The 25,569-nt window shown below is 38.0% G+C and carries 23 protein-coding genes; 3 read left to right on the forward strand and 20 right to left on the reverse strand.

Annotation, left to right across the window (positions count from 1 at the left end):
* Positions 1-5: 5 nt before the first annotated feature.
* The 18 genes from cls to KHA93_RS12125 form a co-directional block, all read right to left on the reverse strand.
* Positions 6-1,460 carry a cardiolipin synthase gene (cls, locus tag KHA93_RS12040; RefSeq protein ID WP_213110953.1) on the reverse strand — a complete coding sequence of 485 codons (1,455 nt, stop codon included), beginning with the start codon at positions 1,458-1,460 and terminating at the stop codon, positions 6-8.
* Positions 1,461-1,824: 364 nt separating this feature from the next.
* Positions 1,825-3,171, reverse strand: a complete 1,347-nt coding sequence (locus tag KHA93_RS12045; RefSeq protein WP_233711135.1) for a murein hydrolase activator EnvC family protein — start codon at positions 3,169-3,171, stop codon at positions 1,825-1,827.
* Between the two features lie 68 nt (positions 3,172-3,239).
* On the reverse strand, positions 3,240-4,127 hold the full coding sequence (gene ftsX / locus KHA93_RS12050; RefSeq protein WP_213110954.1) for a permease-like cell division protein FtsX: 888 nt from the start codon (positions 4,125-4,127) through the stop codon (positions 3,240-3,242).
* Positions 4,117-4,803 (reverse strand): cell division ATP-binding protein FtsE, encoded by a 687-nt coding sequence (gene ftsE, locus KHA93_RS12055; protein ID WP_213110955.1) that lies wholly within the window; start codon positions 4,801-4,803, stop codon positions 4,117-4,119. Before ftsE ends, ftsX begins: the two co-directional genes overlap by 11 nt.
* A 635-nt stretch (positions 4,804-5,438) precedes the next feature.
* Entirely contained in the window at positions 5,439-5,630 is a 192-nt protein-coding gene (locus KHA93_RS12060; RefSeq protein ID WP_213110956.1) for a hypothetical protein, read from the reverse strand.
* 218 nt (positions 5,631-5,848) lie between these two features.
* Positions 5,849-6,178, reverse strand: a complete 330-nt coding sequence (gene cccB, locus KHA93_RS12065; protein WP_213110957.1) for a cytochrome c551 — start codon at positions 6,176-6,178, stop codon at positions 5,849-5,851.
* A gap of 595 nt (positions 6,179-6,773) precedes the next feature.
* On the reverse strand, positions 6,774-7,598 hold the full coding sequence (locus KHA93_RS12070) for a nuclease-related domain-containing protein (RefSeq protein ID WP_213110958.1): 825 nt from the start codon (positions 7,596-7,598) through the stop codon (positions 6,774-6,776).
* A gap of 89 nt (positions 7,599-7,687) precedes the next feature.
* Positions 7,688-8,786, reverse strand: a protein-coding gene (gene prfB / locus KHA93_RS12075; protein WP_213110959.1) for a peptide chain release factor 2 whose coding sequence is annotated in 2 segments (ribosomal slippage) — positions 7,688-8,713 and positions 8,715-8,786 — 1,098 coding nt in all. Because the reading frame shifts where the segments join, the coding sequence is not laid out codon by codon here.
* A 123-nt stretch (positions 8,787-8,909) separates the two neighbouring features.
* Entirely contained in the window at positions 8,910-11,423 is a 2,514-nt protein-coding gene (gene secA, locus KHA93_RS12080; protein WP_213110960.1) for a preprotein translocase subunit SecA, read from the reverse strand.
* A 170-nt stretch (positions 11,424-11,593) separates the two neighbouring features.
* Positions 11,594-12,127 (reverse strand): chromate transporter, encoded by a 534-nt coding sequence (locus tag KHA93_RS12085; protein ID WP_213110961.1) that lies wholly within the window; start codon positions 12,125-12,127, stop codon positions 11,594-11,596.
* The gene (locus tag KHA93_RS12090; protein WP_213110962.1) at positions 12,124-12,690 is read right to left on the reverse strand and encodes a chromate transporter; all 567 of its coding nucleotides are present in this window, start codon (positions 12,688-12,690) and stop codon (positions 12,124-12,126) included. Before KHA93_RS12090 ends, KHA93_RS12085 begins: the two co-directional genes overlap by 4 nt.
* 187 nt (positions 12,691-12,877) lie before the next feature.
* Complete coding sequence (ggt, locus tag KHA93_RS12095; RefSeq protein ID WP_213110963.1) at positions 12,878-14,488, reverse strand: gamma-glutamyltransferase; 1,611 nt, start codon at positions 14,486-14,488, stop codon at positions 12,878-12,880.
* Between the two features lie 199 nt (positions 14,489-14,687).
* A complete protein-coding gene (hpf, locus tag KHA93_RS12100) occupies positions 14,688-15,242 on the reverse strand; it encodes a ribosome hibernation-promoting factor, HPF/YfiA family (RefSeq protein WP_233711137.1) in 555 nt (184 codons plus the stop codon).
* A 112-nt stretch (positions 15,243-15,354) separates the two neighbouring features.
* Complete coding sequence (fliT, locus tag KHA93_RS12105) at positions 15,355-15,702, reverse strand: flagellar protein FliT (protein WP_490710552.1); 348 nt, start codon at positions 15,700-15,702, stop codon at positions 15,355-15,357.
* Positions 15,702-16,106, reverse strand: a complete 405-nt coding sequence (gene fliS / locus KHA93_RS12110; protein ID WP_213110965.1) for a flagellar export chaperone FliS — start codon at positions 16,104-16,106, stop codon at positions 15,702-15,704. Before fliS ends, fliT begins: the two co-directional genes overlap by 1 nt.
* 62 nt (positions 16,107-16,168) lie before the next feature.
* Positions 16,169-18,286, reverse strand: coding sequence for a flagellar filament capping protein FliD (fliD, locus tag KHA93_RS12115; protein ID WP_213110966.1), 2,118 nt, complete (start codon positions 18,284-18,286; stop codon positions 16,169-16,171).
* Positions 18,287-18,396: 110 nt separating this feature from the next.
* Entirely contained in the window at positions 18,397-18,762 is a 366-nt protein-coding gene (gene flaG, locus KHA93_RS12120) for a flagellar protein FlaG (RefSeq protein WP_213110967.1), read from the reverse strand.
* A 67-nt stretch (positions 18,763-18,829) separates the two neighbouring features.
* Positions 18,830-19,453: a hypothetical protein gene (locus KHA93_RS12125; RefSeq protein ID WP_213110968.1), complete on the reverse strand. Its 624-nt coding sequence runs from the start codon at positions 19,451-19,453 to the stop codon at positions 18,830-18,832.
* A gap of 174 nt (positions 19,454-19,627) precedes the next feature.
* On the opposite strand from KHA93_RS12125, the gene KHA93_RS12130 reads away from it, so the two are divergent.
* Positions 19,628-19,969, forward strand: coding sequence for an inner spore coat protein YmaG (locus KHA93_RS12130; protein WP_213110969.1), 342 nt, complete (start codon positions 19,628-19,630; stop codon positions 19,967-19,969).
* 312 nt (positions 19,970-20,281) lie between these two features.
* On the opposite strand, the gene KHA93_RS12135 is transcribed toward KHA93_RS12130, so the two are convergent.
* Complete coding sequence (locus KHA93_RS12135; protein ID WP_213110970.1) at positions 20,282-22,399, reverse strand: sensor domain-containing phosphodiesterase; 2,118 nt, start codon at positions 22,397-22,399, stop codon at positions 20,282-20,284.
* A gap of 136 nt (positions 22,400-22,535) precedes the next feature.
* The gene (locus KHA93_RS12140) at positions 22,536-23,060 is read right to left on the reverse strand and encodes a DoxX family protein (RefSeq protein WP_213110971.1); all 525 of its coding nucleotides are present in this window, start codon (positions 23,058-23,060) and stop codon (positions 22,536-22,538) included.
* 408 nt (positions 23,061-23,468) lie between these two features.
* On the opposite strand from KHA93_RS12140, the gene KHA93_RS12145 reads away from it, so the two are divergent.
* On the forward strand, positions 23,469-24,461 hold the full coding sequence (locus KHA93_RS12145; RefSeq protein WP_213110972.1) for a Gfo/Idh/MocA family protein: 993 nt from the start codon (positions 23,469-23,471) through the stop codon (positions 24,459-24,461).
* Positions 24,462-24,476: 15 nt separating this feature from the next.
* Entirely contained in the window at positions 24,477-25,409 is a 933-nt protein-coding gene (locus KHA93_RS12150) for an aldo/keto reductase (RefSeq protein WP_213110973.1), read from the forward strand.
* Positions 25,410-25,569 lie beyond the last annotated feature (160 nt).

Below are 25,569 nucleotides of genomic sequence, written 5' to 3' on the forward strand. Positions count from 1 at the left end.
ATCAATTATAGTATTGGAGAAAGGAGGCGTGAGAGAGATTCTTTGAAACGTATTATGAGTGAACGATTATGATATTCTTCTATGGTTAACTCCCGTGAATGTTCCATATCATCTTTATAAATATCAACTAGCTTCCTAACTAAAACTTCATCGTATAAAAATGCATTCACTTCAAAGTTTAGGCGAAAGCTTCGAACATCGATATTCGCTGTTCCGACTGTAGCAATTTTCCCATCAGCCACCATCGTTTTGGCGTGTATAAAGCCTTTTTCATATATGTATACTTTTGCGCCTGTCTTTAAAAGTTCCCCCACATTTGACAAAGTTGCCCAGTAAACAAATGCGTGATCAGGTTTATTCGGAATCATCAGTCGAACATCTACCCCGGATAGAGCAGCTATTTTTATGGCATCGAGCACACTTGTATCGGGAATAAAATACGGTGTTTGAATATAAATGTATTTCTTTGCCGATGAAATTAATTTTATCATTCCAAATTTAATCTGCTCCCACTCCGAATCTGGGCCGCTTGAAACAATTTGAACATCCGTCGCTCCGAGTGGTTCGAGCTCAGGAAAAAGTCGATCCTCATAACGAATTTTTGTAGCGGAAGCTTGATTCCAATCTAAAATAAACCGTGTCTGCATCGCATATACGGCTTTCCCACTAATCTTCAAATGGGTGTCGCGCCAATAACCAAATCTTTTATTTAACCCTAAATATTCGTCTCCGATATTGAAACCGCCAATATATCCAATTTCCCCATCAATAATGGCAAGTTTCCGGTGATTTCTAAAATTAACCTGCAAATTCAGGTGCGGCAAGATGGCTGGGAAAAAGGCACTTACCTTTCCTCCAGCCTCAATTAATGGCCTGAAAAACTTCTTTGGAAGGCGCCTTGAGCCCATCGCATCGTATAACACTTTAACCTCGACTCCCTCTTTCGCCTTTTTCGTGAGGGTATGTAGAAGTTCTTTACCTAACCTATCATTACGAATAATATAATAAACAATATGTATATGTTCCTTCGCGTTTTTTATATCATCTAATAAAGATTGAAATTTATGTTCACCATCAGTAAAAATTTCAACATGATTATCTTGTGTCAGTACAGCCCGATCATTAACAAGTAACATATAAATCAAATCTTGGTATCGGGAGGTTCTATTATCGTTAAACACAAACTCCCCTTTTTGCAATAACTCTATTTGATATTTCGTTATCTCCATAATCCCAATCTTGTTAGTGTCTTTCCATTCGAAAATTTTCCTTCGGCTTAAATTTTGTCCAAAAATTAAATAGAGCACGAAACCTGCGACAGGAATAAAAAATAAAACTAATAACCAAGCCCATGTCGCTCCAGCATCCCGTCTTTCGAGAAATACAACAAAACCAGCCAAAACAATATTTAATAGAAGGAAAATACTTAACAAAACAGCCATGATTGACGTAATCGTCATATATAGCCCCTCGCATCCAGTAATCTAGTCTAAGTCAATTTCCTATATTTTAGCATATTTACCAATATGAAAGTACTAAATGAACCTTTGCAATACATAGAAAAGCGCAAGCGGCTTGCTCATCGACGTACAGGTTAATGGACGAGAGTCTGCTGACGTTGGCACAGGATCGTATTTCTTTTTCGGCCCCGATTGCGATATAGGAGCTATACTAGACGAATCGAAGCTGACTTATCTTAGGAAAATGACGAGAAGTTTGCTATTCTTGGGCTGGACAGCGCAAGTCGAATTGCCGAATATTAAAAACTGATCTTTCTTTAAAAACATAAAAAACCGCACCCTATTGGATGCGGTTTTTCATCGTTTAAAAACTGATATATCTACGTGGGTCAACGGCATTAGATTTAGACATATTCCAAAGACCTACGTGGAGTTCAAAATGTAGATGCTGTCCATATGAATGTCCAGTATTCCCCATCACGCCTAACTGCTGGCCTTTTGATACGACTTGACCCTCGCTGACACTTCTGCTTCTCATATGAGCATAAACAGTCTCATATGTTTGTCCATTTAAATGATGCACAACAAAAACAACATTACCATAACTGGAAGAAGTGTACGATCTACTTACAACTCCATTTGCTGCGGCTACAATTGGAACTGGACCGGATGCAGCAATATCTACACCAGCATGCATAGCACCCCAACGGCCTCCGAAACCTGAAGATATGTATCCAACCGCTGGTCTTGAGAACAATCCAGATGAGACTGGCGGTTTTGAAACATTGTTAGAACCACTATTACTTTCTTGTCCACTTGTCCCACTATTATTATTATTATTATTATTAGCTGATTCGGCAGCTTCTCGAGCTTTGCGTTCTTCTTCTGCTTTTCGGGCAGCTTCGGCAGCTATCCGCTTTTCTTCTGCAATTCTATCTTTTTCTAGCGTTATGGCTTTCTGAAGAGCAACTTCTTGAGCTTTCAATAATTCGGCTTCTTCTTCCATAGACATTTTTTCACTTTCGAGATGCTTCTTCTGAGCAGCTAATTCTTTCATAATTTGAGCTTTTTTAGCATTTTGATTTTTCAAATCAGCTTTCAAACTTTCTAATTCTTTAAGCATGTCATTTAAACTAGCAAGCTCTTTTTCTACTTTTTGCTGATTCGCTTCTAGCATTGCTTGATCTGCTTTTTGTTCTTCTATAATTTCCTTATCGGCGTTCACTAGTGTCGATATAACTGAAATACGATCGATAAAGTCACCGAAACTCTCTGCACCGAGGAGAACATCAATAAATTTGATGGACCCGCCATTCTGTTGAATGTTTCGAGCACGTTCAAGAAGTAAGTCATTTCTTTTTTTAATCCGAGTCTTTAAATCTTTAATTTCTTTCTTAAGCTTTTCAATTTCTGCCTTCGTTTCTTCTATTTGGTTTTGCTTTTCAGTAATTTTTTGATCGGTATCGGATATTTGTCGTTCAAGCTGCTTCATCTCAGCCTCTAACTCACTTTGGCGATCACTAATATCTGAAATTTCATGGTCTTTTTCCACTATAGACTGATTAATATTTGATCTTTTATTTATGACATCTGATTGCTCTTCTTGCAAATCATTTAATGTAGCGGCAGATACGCCTTGGACACTTGTCAAAAGGCCCCCAAACCCTACTGTTACCGCTAGTGTCATGGAAAGTAACGAACGTCTCTTCAAGAATAGTTCCCCTTTCTCCCTCTCACATTCACTCTTTTTAATAGAGCTTCTGTACAATGATAATAGTTTCACACTTTCAAGAATCTTCTTACAGAGATGAAACTGCCCCAGCCGCCAATGATTATTCCAATCAGAAGCATGAGTAGGCTAACTTCATAAACGAAAGGTGTATAATCCAGCGGTTGAACCAATTGTCGCGGAATTCTCATTTGCATAAAGTCGTAAGCGTAGTAATAACCAGTCGCAACAATGCCAATTGGTATGATGGAACCTAGAATTCCAAGCCAGATTCCTTCAAAAAGAAATGGCCATCGTATAAACCAGTTTGTCGCACCTACTAGTTTCATTATTTCAATTTCACGTCGTCTAGCGAAAATAGTAATTTTAATCGTATTTGAGATTAGGAACATGGCTGTAAATAACAATCCAATGATAAGGACTAAGCCGATGTTTCGACTTGTTTTTAAAACTTTAAACAAATTCTCAACTTTCTTCTCGCCGTACTCAGCTGAGTAAACAAATTCCATTTTGCGAATTTGTTCTGCAACGATCGGAGTATCCGTAGGTTTCTTCGTTTTTACGACAAATACATCGTGAAGGGGATTTTCCTGATTTTCTATAAAGTTCCATTCTTTCCCCATTGTTTTTATTAAATGATTCAGTTCATCTTCCTTAGAAGAGAATTTTACCGATTCGACTAAATCCAATTTTTCGATCTTCTGTCCTAATTTTTCTTCATCTTCTTTTGATGCAGTCAGTTCTACATGAGTTCTGATTTCTACATCTTTTTCAAGATCAGTAGCAAACTTATTCATATTCATCAAAATGACGAAGAAAACCCCAACTAATAATAATGTAACGGTAACAGCACTTACTGAGGCAAACGTCATCCAGCCATTTCGACGTAGACTTTTGAAGCTTTCTCTCAGATGCCGTCGAAGGGTTCTAGCTTTCATATCCGTATTCCCCCCGCTGTTCATCGCGGACAATTCTTCCGCTTTCAATCGCAACAACTCTATGTTTAATTGTGTTTACAATCTCTTTATTATGAGTAGCCATAATAATCGTAGTGCCCTTCATGTTAATTTCCTTTAATAGATTCATAATATCCCATGAAGTATCCGGATCTAAGTTACCAGTAGGCTCGTCCGCAATAACAAGTTTTGGATTATTGACGATTGATCTCGCAATTGAGACGCGTTGCTGCTCTCCACCAGAAAGTTCTGTTGGTAGCATACGAACTTTGTGCTTTAATCCAACCATTGCTAAAACGTCCATCACCCTTTTTTTAATATCTTTAGGACGTTGTTCTATTACTTCAAGAGCAAAGGCTACATTTTCAAAAACTGTAAGTGTTGGAAGAAGCCTAAAGTCTTGAAATACAACACCAATATTTCTACGCAAAAACGGGACATGTCGATTTTTAAGTTTCGTTAAATCGACGCCATTCACGGTAATTGTTCCTGATGTAGGTTTTTCTTCCCTATACATCATCTTGATAAAGGTAGATTTTCCCGCACCGCTAGGTCCAACGACATAAATAAATTCACCTTGGTTAATGCGGATGTTCAATCCATTAGCGGCAACGATGCCATTCGAGTATTTTTTTATTACATCCTGCATTTCAATCATGTCATCACCTGGTTCCTAACCCTCTTGTCCAATAGCCAAATTGTCCTACTACGGATTTTGCCAATATGAAAAAAAGTTGGTTTATTTTAGTAGTTTTTCTGTTTTCTCGCGAATATTTTATTTGAGCGAAAAAAACCGCTGCGTTCTGTCGCTTGCTGGCGAAAAATGAACCCAAACCTATTATAACATCAGATATTAATATGTTAAGGGATAATTATATTACAGTTTCATTTCAAATTTGTCGTTTTTCTACTTAATTTTACCATTTTTGTAGTTTTATATCACTAGGTCATTCGTTCTGTATCTAAAAGAACAAAAGCGCAAGCGCCTGTTCAGCGGCGTACAGGCCCACAGGATGTGGCAACGTCGACGTTCCTCTTTAGGGTTGTGACGAGATAAAGGAAACACGGTGAGCCACGAAAAGCGGAAGGCGCCCGATCAGCCCCGACAAGCAAATGTTCTGAGGCAAAAAAGTCGCTCTTTGACTTTATTGCCTCAGAACATTTGACCTCGAGGGGCTGGCGCTGAAGCTAGACGGGAACTATCTTCTTATGAGTTATCCACCAAGTTCCAATTTATAATTTCCTAGTAAACGATAAAAAAACAAAACATGAAGTTGTTTTCATGTTTTGCTTTTACTCATCTTCAGTTATTACTTCAATCGGAATTTCTGTAAAGGTTTCATGTTCTTGTAAAGACTCGTCCGTATCTGAAGATTCTTTACCTTTATTGTGGCTTGAGGACTCTTCTGCTTCTGCTCCGACTCCAAACTCCTTTTTTATCCCTTTCATATCCTCTTTTATTTGATCCGAAATTTCTTTCGGCATTACTTCCCTGCCATTTGTTGCACCTAACCAGCATATTGATACTTTTCTGGCCAATAAGCAAAATCAAGGATTTGGTGAGGAAAACGGAGATTTTAGTTTTGCGAATGTACCATTGATTTTATTGAATGACACTGATTTAACGGATTCGAATTCGGTTAAGGTGAGTGCGGTTTAATAAAAAAGGATGCGACTGTATTTTATTAGCGCATCCTTTAGCATTATTTTTTCTCTGACAACCAGGTAGCAACTTTATCTGCATCATCGCCTTTAATTAGGTTACCTGGCATACCTGGTCTACCTTCTTGAATCGTCTTCAAAATATCGTCCTTTGAAAGCTGAGCACCGATGTGATCTAAGGCTGGACCATTTCGCCCTTCTAGATTATCTCCATGACATGAAATACAGTTTTTCTTTACGATCGCTTCAGCATCATTTGTAGCCGTTCCACCAGCATTATTATTATTATTCGCATTATTTCCGGCGCCACAAGCAGCAAGGCCAAGAGCCAGCGTAATTCCCATAAACAAACCAATTATTTTTTTCTTCAAAATACATACTCCTTTCCATATCTAGCGTAATTTTAGTATACCAACAATCCACTGATTTAAAACGAATTAAGCACCCTACAAACATATATATTATTGGAAAAATTTGCAGAGAACCCTTATACAGTATAGCTTTCCCTCATTTGTAGCTAATATGTGAAATCTTGTATTGTTTAATGGTTTATTACTAAATTTTCGAAATGGGATTTAGGCCTATATCTTATTTCGTTCTAAAATAGAGTGAATGCAGGTACCATTTGTGACAAAAACTCGTTTACATTCCCGTATCGAGAAAATGCGGGAATCAATCGGGCCAATAATCCGATTTCCTTCCTGCATTGGTGAAATGCGAGTATTATTTGTAACAAATTCTCAATTTCGTTCCCACACCAGGAAATTACGGGAACCAATTGTGACTATTGCTATTATTCGTTCTTGATCCTACGAATGCGCTTGTATAAAAATTGATTTCGATTGAGACAGAAACCGTTAATAAACAAATTTTACTGTTCCTTTACTCTTTCGTAGTAAGAAACCTTTCCAATCCCCTTATGGATGAATTTTTTTAATAAAATCTTTCGAATCGTTTTCCTCGTCTTTATCCATTACACCAATCAAAAATTATACTTGTTGTAATTTTTCGTTCTGGAAAAAGAAGAGTAAATTCGTCTACGCTCCGTAAAATCGCGGAATGTATATCCTCTAGAGCCCCACAATTTTTACATAATAAAACCATCTTTTTGCTTTCAAGATTAAACGAACGACAATTAGCACAGATTATCCCCTTGCGAAGTTCATTATAGGTATAATTTGGTGATTTCGAATAAAGTGATACGTTCTTATGAAGAGAAACAAGTTTCTTAGCTAACCTCATATGGTGTTGATTTATTTTTGTTGGAATTTTCTCTAGCTTTGCGAAAAAGCGATTTAATTGGTTTGGGAAAATAATAGGGAGATTTCTTGGGGCGTTATATAAATAGAACTCAGGATTAACGTAGACAATGTAGGATTCAATGGGGATGTTATATCCGTGGTCTTGAAGCATGCGGTGGAAAAGGGATTCAGTTCGTTCCAACTGATTTATTGGATTCTGGACAGGGCTTCCGTTAATGTAAAACCATTTATCGTCTTCAATATAATAATCTCCTTCATGATTTTTAATCTCAAATAATAATAAAGGTTTTTGGGTTATTAGTATCGAATCAATTTGGAAATTCGCATTATTACTTTCTAACTGTAAATCATTGAGTACCAACCATTCTTTCGATAATTGATCCACTCTTTCGTTGAAGAGCCACTCACCTTCATAACCTTTTTCAAGTCTGACCAGTTGAGCAGAATCATCGACCGATAATATCTTCCTGCTTTTTACAATCCTATAAGCTTTCAATTCATCACTTACAACTCTCGGTTTGATATTCATTTTCCACATCCTCTTTATGTAATTATCATTATTGTAGCAAGTCCAATTCATTAAAAAAAGCAGCCGAACGATTCGGCTGCTTCTACTCATTATATTCTCGACCTTAAATATGCATTAATAAAAATATCAATATCACCGTCTGTAACGGCTTGAACGTTTCCAACCTCGGTATTCGTTCGATGGTCTTTTACCATAGAATATGGATGGAATACATATGAACGAATTTGGCTTCCCCAGCCAATTTCTTTTTGAACTCCGCGGATTTCAGCAAGTTGTTTTTCTTTTTGTTCCATTTCAAGCTGATACAATTTAGCTTTTAACATATTCATTGCTTTTTCACGGTTTTTAATTTGTGATCTTTCATTTTGACACGTCACAACTGTACCTGTTGGAATATGCGTAATTCGAACGGCGGAATCCGTTGTATTAACGTGCTGACCACCTGCTCCACTTGAACGGTACGTATCAATTTTTAGATCTTCAGAACGAATATCAATTTCGATATCATCCGTAAACTCAGGCATTACTTCGCAAGAAACGAAGGATGTATGTCTGCGGCCAGATGAATCGAAAGGTGAAATACGAACGAGACGATGAACGCCTTTTTCAGCCTTTAAATATCCGTAAGCATTGTGCCCTTTAATCAATAACGTTACGCTTTTTATCCCCGCTTCATCACCAGGTAAATAATCAAGCGTTTCTACTTTAAAACCTTTTTTCTCTGCCCAGCGTGTATACATACGCAGAAGGATAGAGCCCCAATCTTGAGATTCTGTACCACCTGCACCTGGATGAAGCTCTAAAATGGCATTATTTTTATCATAAGGTTCACTTAATAAAAGCTGAAGTTCAAAGTCGTTTAAACGACCGACAAGTTCTTTTAACTCGGATTCGAGCTCTTTTTCTAATTCTGGATCATTTTCCTCTTTCACGAGCTCATGAGTAAGTTCCAAATTTTCTTGCGTTTCAAGCAATTCCTTATATTCACCAACAAGATCTTTTAGGCTATTTGCCTCATTGATTACCGTTTGCGCAGCTTGCTGATCATCCCAGAATCCGGGTTCCAGCATTCTTTCATCTAGTTCGGCTATTCGTGTCTCTTTTTCGTCTAAGTCAAAGAGACCCCCTAAAATCGGCTAAGCGTGATGCCGTTTTTTCAAGTTCCGTTCTTACTTCAAATAATTCCATTTACTTCCACCTCAAAATATGGGATTTCTTGCTGATTAAAAAAACGTAAGTGCCATGACCGTCCACGTTTCCACTAATGGGGGTCGACGGCCATTTATTGATTTATCATTAGTAGCGATTGACCTACGCCAACCTTCCATGGCAATTCTTATATTTTTTCCCGCTTCCACAAGGGCACGGCGCATTGCGGCCGATGCTTTCCTCTTTACGGACTGGCTTTCTTTTTACCTCTCCGCCTTCTTCCTTCGGATTCACTGCTTGGCCTTTTGCAACTTCCTCACGTTGTAAGTTATTGCGAATTTCTGCCTTCATGACGTATTTTGCAGTATCTTCCTCAATTGCGGTAACCATGCTCTCAAACATAGCATAACCTTCAGCTTGGTATTCTCTAAGTGGGTCAATTTGACCGTAGGCACGTAAATGAATACCTTGTCTAAGCTGCTCCATCGCGTCAATATGGTCAATCCATTTTGTATCAACAGAACGAAGTAAAATGACTTTTTCAAACTCGCGCATCTGCTCTGGTGTTAAGTATTCTTCTTTTTGATCGTAACGAATTTTTAGTTTATCAAAAATGAAAACAACCATTTCTTCCGGTTCTTTACGCTTTAAATCATCTGCAGTAATATCGCCTTCAGGAAGCAGGTTCGCATTCACATAATCGATAATGCCTTGTAAGTTCCATTGTTCTTCTTCCTCGTTTGAAGGAGTATGGACAGATACCGCTCGTTCAATAACGGAAACGATCATCTTCTCTATTATGTCCCGTAGATTTTCTGATTCCATAACGTCATTACGTTGTTGATAAATGATTTCACGTTGTTGACGTAAAACATCATCGTATTGAAGAAGCTGCTTACGAGCGTCAAAGTTATTACCTTCAACACGTTTTTGTGCAGATTCTACTGCTTTTGAAACCATTCTGCTTTGAATTGGTTGGGAATCATCCATACCAAGTCTTTGCATCATGTTTTTCATATTATCTGATCCAAATCGTCTCATTAATTCGTCTTCCATAGACAAATAAAATTGCGTAATCCCTGGATCTCCTTGACGACCGGAACGTCCCCTTAACTGATTATCAATCCGTCGAGATTCATGACGTTCGGTTCCGACAACCGCTAAACCGCCTAATTCTTTTACGCCTTCACCAAGCTTAATATCGGTACCACGACCTGCCATGTTCGTAGCAATCGTTACAGCACCAGCTTGCCCAGCTTCTATAATAATTTCAGCTTCGCGACCATGGTTTTTAGCATTTAATACATTATGCTTTATTCCCTTTTTTTGTAAAAGTGAAGAGATGAGCTCTGACGTTTCAATTGCGACTGTACCTACAAGCACAGGTTGGCCGTTTTGATGACGCTCAGCTATATCTTCAACTACCGCACGGAATTTACCATCCATTGATGCATAAATTAAATCTGGACGGTCATCTCTCGTAATAGGTTTGTTCGTTGGAATCGCAATAACGCGCATATTATAAATGTTGCGGAATTCTTCTTCTTCTGTTTTAGCTGTTCCCGTCATCCCGGCAAGCTTTTCGTACATACGGAAATAGTTCTGGAATGTAATTGTCGCCATCGTCATTGATTCATTTTGAATCTCAACGCCTTCTTTAGCTTCAATTGCCTGATGAAGCCCATCACTAAAACGACGGCCCTTCATGAGACGACCCGTAAATTGGTCAACAATGACGATTTCGCCATCTTGAACAACATAATCCACATCAAGATGCATGCTAGCTTGTGCTTTTAAAGCTTGGTTAAGATGGTGATTTAACGTCACATGTGAGATATCGAATAAGTTATCGATTTTAAACGCACGTTCAGCTTTATTGATTCCTTCTTCTGTTAACTGAACCCCTTTTGTTTTTTCATCATACGTATAATCCTCATCTTTTTTCAGCATGTTGACGAAAGAATTTGCTTGCATATACAATTGTGTAGATTTTTGAGCTTGCCCCGAAATAATTAATGGCGTTCTCGCTTCATCAATTAAAATGGAGTCGACTTCGTCAATGACTGCATAATGCAAAGGTCTTTGAACTTTTTGCTCAGAATAAAGCACCATATTATCACGTAGATAGTCAAAACCAAATTCATTATTAGTACCATACGTAATATCTGCTGCATATGATTCTTGTTTTTCTTCCTTAGACATACTATTTAAATTGAGTCCAACAGTCAAACCTAAAAACTGATATAGCTCTCCCATTTCTGTCGCGTCACGATTCGCTAAATATTCATTGACCGTAACGACGTGAACGCCTTTACCAGTAAGCGCATTTAAATAAACTGGCATTGTAGCAGTGAGAGTTTTACCTTCCCCAGTTTTCATCTCAGAGATATTTCCTTCGTGAAGCGCGGCTCCACCCATGAGCTGGACAGGATAAGGATAGAGACCTAGAACACGTCTAGCTCCTTCACGAACAACAGCAAATGCTTCTACTAAAAGACTATCAAGAGACTCTCCTTTTTGATATCTTTCTTTAAATTCTGCCGTTTTTTCTCGCAAGTCGTCATCCGATTTTCTTTCCATTTCTGACTCTAATGCTTGAATGTTTTCAGCAATCTTTTCCAAGCGCTTAATTTCACGCGTATTAAGATCAAATAATTTATTTAAAAAAGCCACCATATATAGAACGCTCCCTTACATATAAAATTCGGCGAAATAAACAGTAAAATCGAGGATACGTTACACAGATTTAGCCCAAAATAACTACTTCTGCCTTATAATCTTATCACTATCGGCTTTTCATGACAACAAGTGAGCCGCATAGCGAATCTATCGACTTGCTTCATCTTTTATAGGAAAATAGCTCCGTAGACAAGCGCCCCAGCAATGACGTAGGCAGGATGAATTTTCCACTTTTCTAGTAGGAATAGGCTCGTTACCCCAATGATTATCGTATGGATATAACCCGATCCTTCCTTCGAAATCGAGCTGACGAAAAAATTTATGGTCATGATGCCAAGTAAGACCGCAATTGCGGGTCTTACTAACTGTGTCATTTTTTTCACTTGAGGAGAATGCTTATATTTTAATAAAATGCCCAGCAAAGTAATCATCAGTATCATAGAAGGTGCAATCGTTGCAAAAAGAGCGACTATTGCTCCAAGCACACCACCTTGTTGATAGCCAATATAGCCAGCCATTTTTGTTGCAATCGGACCTGGTAAAGCGTTCCCTAGTGCAAGCATTTCACTAAATTCATGAACCGTCAGCCAACCATACGTGTTGACCACTTCATTTTCTATGAGAGGAATAGAAGATGGACCTCCCCCATAACCAAGAATTCCCGGAATAAAAAACGCAAGGAAAATTTGCCAATAAATCATGATTGGCCTCCTTTCACTTCGCTTTTCTTCTTTTTACTTCCTATAACAAAGGCTGTAATAAGGAGAGCAGCAATCAATATTCCTGGATGAATATGTAAAAACTCCAATACGAAGACACTGATCAAAATAAGGACAAAAGCCCAAAGCCATCCGAGCCCTTTTTTTGATTTTACGATAAAATCCCATGCCAAAACACCGAGCATCACACCAGCTACTGGTAACACAGCTTTAGACATGCCTGCTACCCAGGGTTTATCCTTATGCGTCGATAGAAGTGTTAAAAATAAAATCATTAGAACGACAGTAGGAACGGCGGTTGCGAATAACGCATTCATCATTCCCCAGAATCCACCGACTCTCCAGCCGATGTATCCTGCCATCTTTGTATTAATCGGTCCCGGTAAAGCATTCGCCAATGCCAATACATCTGAAAACTCTTCGTCATTCATCCATTTAAATACAAGCACAACTTCTCTATGAACAAGGGGAATAGCTGATGGCCCTCCTCCAAATCCAAGAATGCCTGAACGAAAAAAAGCAATAAAAATATCTTTTTGTTTCATTACGTAAAACCGCCTTTTTATAATTGACGCAAATTTAATTCTACTATGTAAGGAAACAATAGAAAAGCTAATAAGGATAAAAGCAGTCGCTTTTATCCTTATTTTTTACTTTATTTACTTGTAAGTTGATTTGATCCAACCAACATAGTGGCAAAATTAATAGTGGGCTTTACCTAAAAATATTACTTTACCAAACTGCGATGCTACCGTCAGCTCGTGGCTCCGTTCCACCTGATAGTATTCCGGTTTCAGGGTCCCTGCATATTATTTGACCTCTTCCGAACATCCCAGAATCGACCGCACGTTGGACGATATGACCTTTTCGCACTAAAGCTTTAGCAATATGATCAGGGAATTGCGGTTCGACCTCGATGACTTTTTCTTTAATCCATCTCCATCTAGGAGCATCCAATGCAGCTTGTGGATTCAATATGAAATCGACCAAGTTCATGACGACTTGTACATGAGCTTGTGGTTGAATCATTCCACACATTACGCCGAATGGCCCAACGGGTTCATTTTCCTTCGTAATAAACCCTGGAATGATTGTATGGAATGTTTTCTTCCCGCCTTCTAATGCATTATGATGATTTGGATCTAAAGAAAATCCACTGCCCCTGTTTTGCAAACAGATTCCAGTACCTGGAACAACAACGCCAGAACCAAAGTCTCCCGCATGACTTTGAATAAAAGAAACCATGTTGCCTTCTTGGTCTGCAGTAGCTAAATAAACTGTCCCCCCTGGAACAGGTTCTCCAGCTTCAGGAAGAATCGCTTGGTCATTAATAAGAGCCCGTCTAACCGCAGCATATTGTTCAGAAAGCAATTCTTCTTCCGTCACTTTCATGCTTTTCGGGTCGGTGATATATTTTAATCCATCTACATACGCTAATTTTACAGCTTCAATTTGCTTATGATATGTTTCTACGGAATCTTTTGCAGAAAAATCAAAATCTTTCAACATCTGCAGTGCCATTAAGGCAACAATACCTTGTCCATTCGGAGGAATCTCCCATACATCGTAGCCTCTATAATTGACACTAATTGGTTGTACCCACTCTGGCTCATAGGCAGCAAGATCTTCCTTCGATAAAAACCCATTATATTTTGCCACACATTGAGCGATTTTTTCCGCTAGTTCTCCTCGATAAAAGGCTTCTCCATCTGTTTCAGCAATGGCTTCTAATGTGCGGGCATGATCTGGAGACTTCCAAATCTCACCTATTTCAGGAGCTCTACCATTCGGAGCAAATACGTTAAACCATTCTTGGAATTCATCGCCTTTGTACTGTTCAGTGTATTCATGATAACGGATATCCCAAAACTTTCCGATCTCTGATGATACCGGAAAACCGTCACGAGCATACTCAATGGCCGGCTTTAATACTTCCGTTAAAGGAAGTTTTCCAAAGCGTTTCGATAGCGCTACCCAAGAAGCAGGTGTACCAGGAACGGTGATAGGCAATACACCTATTCCAGGCATATGATCATGCCCCATCGCTTTTACTTTTTCAATCGAAATACTTTTTGGGGCAGGACCACTTGCATTCAGTCCATGCAATTCCCCTTTCGTCCACACAAGTACGAAAGAATCCCCGCCAATACTTGTTGAATTCGGTTCAACGACCGTTAAGCATGCGGCCGTTGCTATTGCTGCATCTATGGCATTTCCACCTTGTTGCATTATCCTCAAACCAGCTTGAGCCGCTAGCGGTTGAGTTGTACCGACCATCCCCTTCTGACCATGGACCGTCATTCTTTGCGAAGAGTAAGGATAATATTGATGATCTGTCTTCATATACAATTCTCCCTAGTAAATATTTTTTTCTTTTTCATACCCCAGTTTTATCTAAATGTTTGTAGGCATCCCTGCTTCAAACAAATAGTATGTAAGCCCTTACGATAATTCTAAATTATTGGATTATTTTTTTCTACAAAAACTTTTATTACATTCAAAAAGCACGCAGCCATTGTAACTGCGTGCTTGTTCAACTTGATTAGTTAGTTTCAATTAATCCATATTTACCGTCTTTTCTACGGTATACAATGTTGGTTCCATCAGTTTCCGCATCTGTGTAAATGAAGAAACTGTGACCGAGCATGTTCATTTGAAGAACTGCTTCTTCACTGTCCATTGGCTTTAAATCAAAGCGCTTTGTGCGGACAATGGTCATTTCATCGTCGTCTTCTTCAAAATTTGCGGCTCCGTTAACATTCGTATTGAAAAATTCATTCACATTTCCTTTTTCACGGAATTTACGATTTACTTTCGTTTTATGTTTACGAATTTGTCTTTCAAGTTTATCAACAATTAGGTCAATTGCCGCGTACATATCGTTATTTACTTCTTCTGCACGTAGCGTTAATTGTGGAATCGGAATTGTAATTTCAACTTTAGATCTTTTATCAGGATTCACCTTTAAGTTTACATGAACATTTGCTTCAGGAGTTTCATTAAAGTAACGCTCTAGTTTTCCAACTTTCTTTTCTACATGATCACGAATGGCTTCTGTGACCTCGATGTTTTCACCACGAATTTGGAAGTTCAGCATATATAACTCCTCCTTTTATAATGCTATGTTTATATATTTCTATACAAAACTTAAAAATCCTTCCTGTTTTCTATAAAAATTTTGTCGAATACGTGAAATTTGGCATATTCCTTTACTTTCTTTTATCGTAAAAGATACCGTCGAGTTGTTCAGTTGCTGCGTAAGGATTTGTGTATCGTTCTGCTGATATCTTTCTCTGTTCCAATCCATTCATATCTCTTTGAATGTCCATCTGGATTTTTTTTAATTGACTCGTCATTACCTTATCCAAGATGATTAAGTTTTTCCCAGCTATTTGCTCTTCCGTAGAAAATGGCTTGTTAATCTTGGACAGCCATTCTGAACGCATACCTAACAAACGCTCAATCTCACTGATGACTTCATCTCGTTCGGTAGAACTTGATTTAGACAGAGAAATGATTTCTTTCGTGATTTCCACGCATTTTTCGACAGCGTTCATCAAACCCCATTGCCTCCAACCGCATGTTGCATCTGGCGGTTCATTTGAATGGCCTGTTTCCAAGTATCACGGAATTCAGTTATGAGTTCTTCAACTTCCTTCAGTTTTTCCAAGTCATTATGAATATTCACTTCAATAAGACTACGATTTGCATAATCATAAAGAGCCATCATATTTTTAGAAATCTCCATATCCATGTTTAAGGTCACCATTAATTCTGTAACAATGTTTTGTGCCTTTTGGATATTCGTATTTTTCACTTCAATGTCCTTGGCTTCAATAGCCACTTTCGCCAAGTTAATAAACTTTAAACAACCATTGTAAAGCATTAGCGTGAGCTCACCTGGTGATGCAGTCGTGACGGCATTTGTACGATAAGCTTGATATGGATTAGCGCTTGCCACTTCATTCACTCCTTATTTGTAAGGACTTTTATCTCTTCCTATTATCTCATAAAGCTTGTTTATTAGCCCCCAAATTGTTGCCATAAATAATTGGATTGTTCATTAGCTCGTTGAATCGCTTTCTCCATTGCGGTAAATTGTTTCCAATAGCGTTCCTCTGTCAATTTCATTTTTTGCTCAAAACGAGTAATTCCTTTAGACACATTATCAAGCTCACGACCAATCGTGAACTGCTGATTTGTAGAAGTGGCACGTCCGGCTTTTTCTTGTAATTTTTTCATCGTAGCGTCAACCGTGTCATATAGTCTATGCACGACTCCCCGATCAGATGTCGTTCCATCGCCACGGAATAAGTTTTCAACGGATTGTGGGTCTTTCTCAAGCGCTTCTTTTAGCTTAGCTTCATCGATTTCCAGCTTTCCACCTTCCAAATAATTGGCGGTCGTTTTAATGCCGATACTCGCAAGCTGTTTAAATAAACCATTTGTTTCAATCACGCTGGACATGTCTATTCTCATACTGGATAAAACACTAGAAAGAACTGAATCTCCTTTGAGTAATCCACTTCTTGCCATCTCTTCCCATTTTTCCTGTTGCTTCTCAGATAATCCTTCACGTTCATCATCCGTTAATGGCTTATAACTACGGTAGCGATCCTCATTTAACTTACCATTAATCTCAGCAATTAATTCATTATATTGTGTGACGAATGCTTTTATATTTTCGAATACTTGGTTTGTGTCGTTGCCAACTGAGATAGAAACTGGTTGTGCACCAGCAGTTTCTTTAAAAGTTTGTTTGAGTGTAAACGTGACACCGCTCATTTCGAAGGTGTTAGTGTTTCTTTGAGTCTCTAATCCATTGATTGTAAAAATGGCGTTTTGACCAGCAGTTTCATATCCAGAGTCATTATCGAATTTCAACACCCCGGTCATAAACTGGCCATTAACATTAATTTGTTTTTTTCCTTCTTCATCATACGCGCCAGTTTCTTTACGAGTCAAGGTTACTTGATCAGTAAAAGAATCATAATACATTGTTACGCCAGCAGTGGATTCGTTCACTTTTCGAATAACACTGTTTAAGGTGTCATTTTCGGTCATAAAGATTTTTTCGTTTACTTCGCCTTTCGATGTCTGGGTCTGGATATCGAATGATGCGAAATTTTGTGTATAGGTGATTTCAATTTTAGCTCCTGGTGGAACACCATCCTTAAATTGTTCATCCTCTTCATCAAATCGGATAGCTCCAGTAGTTGGATTTATTTTACCAAGTTGTCGACTACCTTCCATTAGGTAATAAAAACCATCTTCGTCGTCAACTGAATTCCCTATGCTTAAATTTAGAGTTGTTTCCTCCTCTCCATCATTATCTTTCAATGTTACCTTTATCCCAAAAACATTGTCATTATTAATTGGTCTTCCGAGATTAATAGCTTTAAGAGGTACATCATTTCCTACATTAATCTCCTGGGTTTTCTTATCAAGCGCATAATCTACTTTCACAGTTGCATTTTTTGGTAGAGCTGCTCCAAACCTCAAATTCCCGTTTTCATCAACTGCAACTTCATTTTCATCTAAAATTTGTTTTGAATCCAAAACCGCCTTATATGATTTCCCATTTACTTTCACATTAATTTGGGGATTGTCTTTTATATTTGGGGAATCCCCTTCTAAAAACTTTATCTTGTTATCTTCTTTAAGATCTAATTTCAAAGTAGTGAAATTATCTTCTTTTACATTGATTGTCTGGCTATCAACTACTCCTACATCCCATTTTATTGCAGTTCCAAATTGTTGGCTTTTAAGGCTTTTATTTGGATCAATTTTTTCTCCAGTAGAAACTTTCCCAGTATTTTTCATAACGGCTGCACTCGCCAACTGCTTCACCTCAGAAATCGAATACGAAGCCTGTGAAGCCCCACTCGTCACCGTAGCTGAAACGAATGAATCATTAGAAGATGTTACCGTTCTCGAACGGTAATTTGTCGTTAGTTTCAAATTTGAAAGTTTGTCCCTAAATGACAACAGTTTTGTATTTAGTGAACGGTAGTCGTCACGCTGCCATTCAAGGATTTGCTTTTTTTGTTTTAATTTATCAAGTGGCATGCGTTCTGCTTTCATTAAATTTTTGACCATGCTTTCAATGTCCATACCACTTGCAAGTCCTGCAATTCTCATCTCTCATACCTCCATTCCACAACAATTGGTGGAGTTTTTTAGTTTAATAATCGTAGTGACCGCCAATTATATTGACTTCAACTTGTATACTTATTTTCTTAAAACCTGAGTTAAATCTTTTTATCGACCATTAACCCCAAATACTCGGTCATCGCTGCAAAAATATCAAGCATTCTTTTCGCAGGTATCTCTTTTACTACTTCATGAGTTACTTCATCGACAATTGTTACGTAGTATTCATTCAATTTATCGTGATACTGAAATTTCAAATGTGTGGTAGGTGAAGCTTGCAAAAAGTCATTCATGCTGTTGACTACTTTTTCTAATTGATTCATTGTAAGTGAATTAGATGACGAATGAGCTTTTTCTATATCCTGTGTCTGCCCTTGTGCCACACCTACTCCTTCAGCCCTGCTTACTACAGGCTCTTTAAAAGCCAGATTTACCGATAAACCTCCTCCAACCTGTCCTACCATAGTTTTCTCCCCTTCATCCCAGTTTCAACATAATCTATTTTTAATATCGGCAATCTTTACCAATTGTTTAAGTGAACAGACGATTATTGTGTTTATAAATCATGTACTTTTGCATTCCTGTCGCATTGTCAAGAGATGTTTTGGCGTATGTTTCCGCTTTATCACGATTCCCTTTTTTCAATTCCAGTTCCGCCAACAACGCATGTTTCATCCATACTATTTCGATTTTCTCAGAGTTCTCTTCCGCTTTGTTAAAATTACCTTCTTCAATTGAGACAATACCTTCATAATAATATAGAAACGGAAGTGGTTTTATCTCATTTATATACTTTTTCATTTCCGATAAATCTTTTTTATACAAGGCATATATCGTTTTAAAAATCGCTTGATGGTGTGGCTTTTTATACCTTCTTAATATTTTTTCGAGCGAGTCAGAAACGAGCTCGTCCTCTTCATTTGCTACCCCATAATACAACGCAATTAGAGGTTGTTTTAGGTTGTTCTTCATAAAATGCTCTATTTTAGTTAAATTCTTGGCAGCATACATATAGTAAACCTTAGTTGCAAGGATGATTAAAAAAAGGCATACAAACGTTATGACAATAACAAATGGCATTGGAATATGAAGTGCTGATAACGATCCTATTAATACAACGGCAATTATCAGTGAAATAAAAAATGACTTTTTCAAGTGAATACCCCCAATATAAAATTATTATTATTTTTCATATCAATGTTAACCGAAGGGTACCAGTCTCCCTTCTATAATAGACAAGTGCCCATTTAGTTGTCCTAATTGCTCCAAACCTTTATACACCGCATATGATGAAGTGAAGTTAAAAAATATAAAATAGGAGGATGCCACGTGAATCAATTTGATCATATGTATGGTTATGAACATGTTCCTTTGGACCAAAACGATGAAAGAAGAATTCGCCCGTTCGGGTTTGGTGGATTTGGGAGACCTGGATTTGGATTTGGTGGATTTGGGAGACCTGGATTTGGATTTGGTGGATTTGGGAGACCAGGGTTTGGATTTGGAAGACCCTTTGGATTTGGATTTGGGAGACCATTCGGATTTGGATTTCCGTTTGGCTTTCTAGGTGGCCTTGCAGCAGGCTCATTACTAGCTGGACCAGGTTATGGATATGGCTATCCATATCCATATCCTTATCCGTATCCTTATCCGTATTATCCGTATTACTAATACTAACAAAAGAAAGTACGAAGACAGCTATTCAAAAAATACTTTTAGCTATTCACTCGACATTTCCCGGGAAATGTCGAGTCTTTGTTTATTCCGCGGGAAATAGGGAATAAGAAGATATGAGAAATCTACTTAAAGGAGATTGCCAATTATGAAAAACAAAGCTCTTTTTACAACACTTGCACTTGGAGCTGCTTATTTACTTAGAAACGAAAAATCTCGCAATAAACTCATGAATCAATTTAAAAACATGGGTTCTAAAAATAAGTAGATCTTTCAACAAAAATGCCCCTATAACGAAAGGGGCATTTTTTAGTGTAACGGAATTCTCTCTTGTTCATAACTTGCTAACCAAGAATAAAGTTCATTAATTGGCATAGGCTTTGAAAAATAAAAACCTTGTAATTGAGGACAACCCAATTTTTTAAGTGTTTTCCACTGTTCTACCGTTTCAACACCTTCGCTGACGACATTTAGATTTAATAATTTGGCGAGGTCAATAATCGTTTTAGCAATTCCTTTACTCACGTCATTATTTGCTATATCACGAATAAATTGACGATCTATCTTAATCTCCTGAATTGGAAAATGTTGCAAATAGTGAAACGCCGAAAAACCTGTTCCAAAATCATCTATGCTTACTGAAAAACCAAGGTTCTGCAATTCAAATATTCTATTTTTCACTCTACCAAAATCCTCCATCGCCACATTCTCCGTTATTTCAATGACAAGTTGGCGAGGGTTTACCTCATATTTATCGAGACATTCTTTCAAAAATAGATTTAATCTTGAATGTAAAAAATGTCTTGGCGAAATATTGATGGAAAGGGTGTAATCGTGTTCTCCACTTTCCTTCCACTTTTCCAGTTGGATGAAGGCTTGTTCAATTACCCATTCATCAATCGCCATTATCAGCCCCGTCGATTCTGCCAACTCAATAAAATTGAGTGGAGGAATTAGACCTTTTTCTGGATGATTCCAGCGAATAAGCGCTTCAAATCCAATAATTTCACCCGTAAAGCTGTTTATTTTAGGCTGGTAATAAAGTTCAAATTCATTTAAATCAAGACCTTTTCGCAAGTTCATTTCAACAAGAAGATCATCCTCAATCATATTAATCATATCTTCTGTAAATCTTGCCTTAACAGATCTTGCGTGTCTTTTCTTCGCAGTGTTTAACGCAACTTGTGCCATTTGAATACATTTATTTGCATCTTGTCCGTGGTCGGGGTATATACTGACTCCATAGCTGTGAGTTACGTATACATCCTGCCCTTGAATAAACATTGGGGCATGAAGGCTTTTTGCAATTTCCTCCATGTTTACACATTGAACTTCTCCATTAGAATTCGCGGGTAGAAATAGAGCAAAATGGCCGAAGCCAATCCGAGAGACAAGTCCTTTTGACTGAATAGATTCTTGAAGACGTTTCGCTGTTGTCATAAGAACTTCGTCACCACTACTATATCCTAGCACATCTTGAATACTATTAAACTGGTCAAGCTGCAAATAAACCATCAATCGTTTTTCCCCAGGCTTCAGTTCTTTCATCTTTGCATTTACTTGTTCAAGAAAAGCATGATGGTTAGAAAGGCCTGTCAACGGGTCGATATACGCAAGATCTAGCATTTTGCCTTCTACTTCAATCCAATTCAATCGTTCAAAAATAAAACTAACCATATCTGCAAGCATACCAGCTATTGTTTGATCTAACTCAGACCATTGCTTTCTTGAAAAAGACTCACAGCATAACACTCCGCCGATCCCATTACTAAAAATCAATGGAACATCAAGTAGTGATTTAACGCCGCCCATTTGTTGAAAATACCCTTTATTTAAGTCTTTCACGCGCGAATCCGTTTCTGTATCGTTAACCGCTAAAGATCTATTCTTTACAATCTCTTTGAAATATCGGGGCATTTTTGATGATTCTAGTTCTACCCCCAGGAGATGTCTATGAGCTTTTCTATCGTATAAATTTCGGCATGTTAAAATGGTTTGCTCCTCATTAAATACCCAAATACCTACTCGATCGCAATTGATTAATAGTGAAATAGTTTCACATATTTCTCGTAGCATCGATTGTATCTCCGCTTTAGATATCGTTTTTGCTTTAGCTAATTCAAATAGTCGTTGTTGCTGATCCCTAAGCGTTCTTTCTAGTTCAACTGCTTCAAATAATCCTTTTTCGATAAGAGGAATAAGAATATACAGGATCTCGTTATCGGAAAGAGAACTTGATGTCACTTCAAAAAGCCGATCTTCGATCACTAGTTCAATCCCTTTCTCACTGCCAATCTCCATTTTTAATAGCTGCGATTTAATGGCCAAACGATGCAGCTGAAAAATGTTATTTCGATCATGTATGAGCGAAAAAGATTGGTCTTCTCTATTAAAAAGCAGTATACAGGGAGCATGATGCCATTCCATTTAAACACGTCCTTGTGTTATAAATTATAAATACTCGTATTGTATTTATCGGAAGAAATATGAAGAATTGTAGGGGAAAAATATTTTTTTCATTAAAAAGAACCGCTTCCTGTAGAAAGCGATCCTTTTTCAGCAACTATGCATTTTGACCAGCGGGTACGTTTGGAGTTTTCTTCATTCTATTATCTTTTCGATTTTGAATGACTTGTTTTACTGCAGGTGTTAAGAATCTGTCAACTCCATAGTATGTTGCACCTTTCCATGCTATGAGAAGAACGAATGCTGCTAGTAATAATGTTGGATTCGTAGCAATTGTTCCGGCCCAGAGGAAGTTGAGATTCATGACTCCCGCTGCGATGAGAGCTGGGACTGTCAATGCTCCAATGATTAACCCGATTCCGATTAGCACTTCACCCCAAGCGACTAGGAAGTTAAATATGTTTACATTTGGGAGAGCGACATTTTCTAGAAAGGCTGCGTACCAACCTTGAACGATTGGTGCTTCTCCACCTGCTTTTGCAATTGCTCCTTGTATAAATCCTGTTGCATCAAATCCTCCAAATGCTTTGTGCCACCCTGCCTGTAGCCATTGTACCCCGAGCCATATTCTCAACACTGCCCATAGGATACCGATGACTCGGTCATCAAATAATTTTTTCATTTTCCTCACTCCATCTTTTTTTGATAAAGAGTATTTGTGAAATATTTCACATGATTTTTTAAAAAAATTTATGATTGCTTGTTATATTGTAGTATTAACTTTGTGATTTATTTCACTATCTCTTTTCACTTATAATATACTATGGATACATATTTTTTACAACAGTCATTTCCATCATTTCAATAATTTGACATAATTAGAAATGGAAACATGATAACATGCAAGGAGAATTAATATTGACTTATCCTATGGAAATAGACAAGAACCTTGCTTGTAGATAGACAAAAAAAGCCTTTTAAAGTTTTATACTTTAGAATTTTTAAAAAAATATGGAAAACGATACCAAAATGAATGGCGAGTGGACTTGTTTATGCTATACTACTTTTTAAAAGGAGGCGATTTAATTAAATGTCAGAAAAGAAAGTTCGCTGGGGAATAATGAGTACAGCAAGTATTGGTAAACGTTCTGTTATACCAGGAATTCAAGAATCAGAACGAAACGAAGTTGTTGCAGTAGCAAGCAGATCTTTAGAAAACGCTCAAGAATTTGCAAATGAGTTAGGGATAAGGAAAGCATACGGAAGCTACGAAGAATTATTAAATGACCCTGAAATTGATGCCGTATACATCCCTCTACCGAATCACTTACATAAGGAATGGACGATTAAAGCTGCGGAAGCAGGAAAACATATTTTATGTGAAAAGCCAATTGCGCTAAACGAGCATGAAGCGGTAGAAATGGTAGAAGCATGTGAAAAAGCTGGGGTCGTCCTTGCCGAAGCTTTCATGTATCGCCACCAAAAAAGATATCAGGATATTAAAAAACGGATTAAGAATGGAGAAATCGGGGAAATACGTGGGATTCACGGAGTTTTTTCTTTTAATAACGCCGGTGACTACAACAATATCCGTTATACGAAAGAATGGGGCGGTGGATCCATTTACGATGTAGGGTGTTACCCGATCAGTGCCGCACGTTTCATTTTGGAGGAAGAACCGCAAGCCGTTACGACTCACGCCTTTTTTTCACCTGAACATGGCAATGTCGATATGATGGCTTCAGGTTTGATAGAGTTTTCTAATGGAGTGGCCTTGACATTTGATTGTGCCATGTGGGCAGAGTTCCGCAATGAATTGGAGATCCTTGGAACAGATGGAAGAATTGTATTAAAGGCTGCATTCCTCGGTGATCAATCCTATGAAATTTTTAAGGGTGGACAAACAGAAACCGTTCCTGATGATAATATCAATTCTTATAAACTGCAAGCTGATAGTTTTGCAGAAAGTGTGCTAGATGGGAAACCAGTAAAATTCCCATTCGAAGACATTATTAAAAATATGAGAGCAGTAAAAGCAGCTTTAGAGTCGGCAGAAAAAAGAGAAAGAATCATTTTAAAATAAAGGGGCTGAACGTAAATGAAAAGTATTCGAGTAAAAGGCGTAGATAAGGATATTTCTAGCTTAGTAATGGGGTCCGATTATTTCACACCAGAAAAAATGGATCTTGTAACAGAAGTATTAAACAACTACTTGGAAATTGGCGGAAATACGATTGACACTGCCTTCATTTATTATGGTGGTAAAAGTGAAGAGGCAATCGGTATTTGGATGGAAGAAAATAAACGCCGTGATGACGTCATCATTTTAACAAAAGGTGCTCATCCAAATCACGAAGGACCTCGTGTTAGCAAAAAAGCGATTGACGAAGAACTAAAAATCAGCTTGGAAAGACTTCGTACTGACTATGTCGAATTATATGCACTTCATCGCGATAACCCAGAAGTGCCAGTTGGCGAAATTTTGGAAACGTTAAATGCACACGTTGAAGCTGGTCGAATTGGAGCTTTTGGTGGGTCTAACTGGTCAATCGAAAGACTTCAAGAAGGAAATGACTATGCAGCTAAGAACGGACTTGTCGGCTTTTCATTCAGCAGCCCGAACCTAAGTCTTGCAAAAGCGCAAGAACCATATTGGGCTGGATGTGTTTCAGTAGACGATCCTATGCTAGCTTGGCATGAAGGAAATAACATGCCGCTATTCTCATGGTCATCCCAAGCTCGCGGATTCTTCACAGGAAGATTTACTCCGGAAGATCGCTCCAACGAAGATCTAGTTCGCGTATTTTATAATGACGACAACTGGGAGCGTTACCGCCGTGCTGAACAGCTTGCTAAGGAAAAAGGCGTGGAAACTATCCAAATCAGTTTAGCATACGTATTAAACCAAAGCTTCCCAGCGGCTGCAATCATTGGACCTCAAAACAAGCAAGAAATGGTATCATGCAGACAAGCTGCAGATATTAAATTAACAGAAGATGAGATTAAATGGCTTGATCTTCGTACTAGATAATTAGAAAACCGGAAGCGCCTTGCTTATCGACGTACAAACTTCAGGGCCTCTGAATGAGATAAAGGAAACACGACGAGGAACGAGTCGATGTTGACTTATCGTAGGAAGAGGACAAGAAGTTTGCTAGTCGATAGGCGCTGGAGCTAGACAAATGGAAAGA

The organism is Lederbergia citrisecunda (genome assembly GCF_018343695.1).
In the GTDB taxonomy this organism is placed as follows: Bacteria; Bacillota; Bacilli; order Bacillales; family Bacillaceae_C; genus Lederbergia; species Lederbergia citrisecunda.

Excerpts from the sequence above, each read along its gene's own strand:
- KHA93_RS12085 (WP_213110961.1), bottom strand. The coding sequence starts at position 12,127 with ATGATTTATTGGCAAATTTTCCTTGCGTTTTTTATTCCGGGAATTCTT.
- fliT (WP_490710552.1), bottom strand. The coding sequence starts at position 15,702 with ATGAACGCTGTCGAAAAATGCGTGGAAATCACGAAAGAAATCATTTCT.
- flaG (WP_213110967.1), bottom strand. The coding sequence starts at position 18,762 with ATGGTAGGACAGGTTGGAGGAGGTTTATCGGTAAATCTGGCTTTTAAA.
- KHA93_RS12145 (WP_213110972.1), top strand. The coding sequence starts at position 23,469 with ATGTCAGAAAAGAAAGTTCGCTGGGGAATAATGAGTACAGCAAGTATT.
- KHA93_RS12135 (WP_213110970.1), bottom strand. The coding sequence starts at position 22,399 with ATGGAATGGCATCATGCTCCCTGTATACTGCTTTTTAATAGAGAAGAC.
- ftsE (WP_213110955.1), bottom strand. The coding sequence starts at position 4,803 with ATGATTGAAATGCAGGATGTAATAAAAAAATACTCGAATGGCATCGTT.
- KHA93_RS12070 (WP_213110958.1), bottom strand. The coding sequence starts at position 7,598 with ATGAATATCAAACCGAGAGTTGTAAGTGATGAATTGAAAGCTTATAGG.
- hpf (WP_233711137.1), bottom strand. The coding sequence starts at position 15,242 with ATGCTGAACTTCCAAATTCGTGGTGAAAACATCGAGGTCACAGAAGCC.
- secA (WP_213110960.1), bottom strand. The coding sequence starts at position 11,423 with ATGGTGGCTTTTTTAAATAAATTATTTGATCTTAATACGCGTGAAATT.
- KHA93_RS12140 (WP_213110971.1), bottom strand. The coding sequence starts at position 23,060 with ATGAAAAAATTATTTGATGACCGAGTCATCGGTATCCTATGGGCAGTG.
- ftsX (WP_213110954.1), bottom strand. The coding sequence starts at position 4,127 with ATGAAAGCTAGAACCCTTCGACGGCATCTGAGAGAAAGCTTCAAAAGT.
- fliD (WP_213110966.1), bottom strand. The coding sequence starts at position 18,286 with ATGAGAATTGCAGGACTTGCAAGTGGTATGGACATTGAAAGCATGGTC.
- cls (WP_213110953.1), bottom strand. The coding sequence starts at position 1,460 with ATGACGATTACGTCAATCATGGCTGTTTTGTTAAGTATTTTCCTTCTA.
- ggt (WP_213110963.1), bottom strand. The coding sequence starts at position 14,488 with ATGAAGACAGATCATCAATATTATCCTTACTCTTCGCAAAGAATGACG.
- KHA93_RS12090 (WP_213110962.1), bottom strand. The coding sequence starts at position 12,690 with ATGAAACAAAAAGATATTTTTATTGCTTTTTTTCGTTCAGGCATTCTT.
- KHA93_RS12150 (WP_213110973.1), top strand. The coding sequence starts at position 24,477 with ATGAAAAGTATTCGAGTAAAAGGCGTAGATAAGGATATTTCTAGCTTA.
- KHA93_RS12060 (WP_213110956.1), bottom strand. The coding sequence starts at position 5,630 with ATGCCGAAAGAAATTTCGGATCAAATAAAAGAGGATATGAAAGGGATA.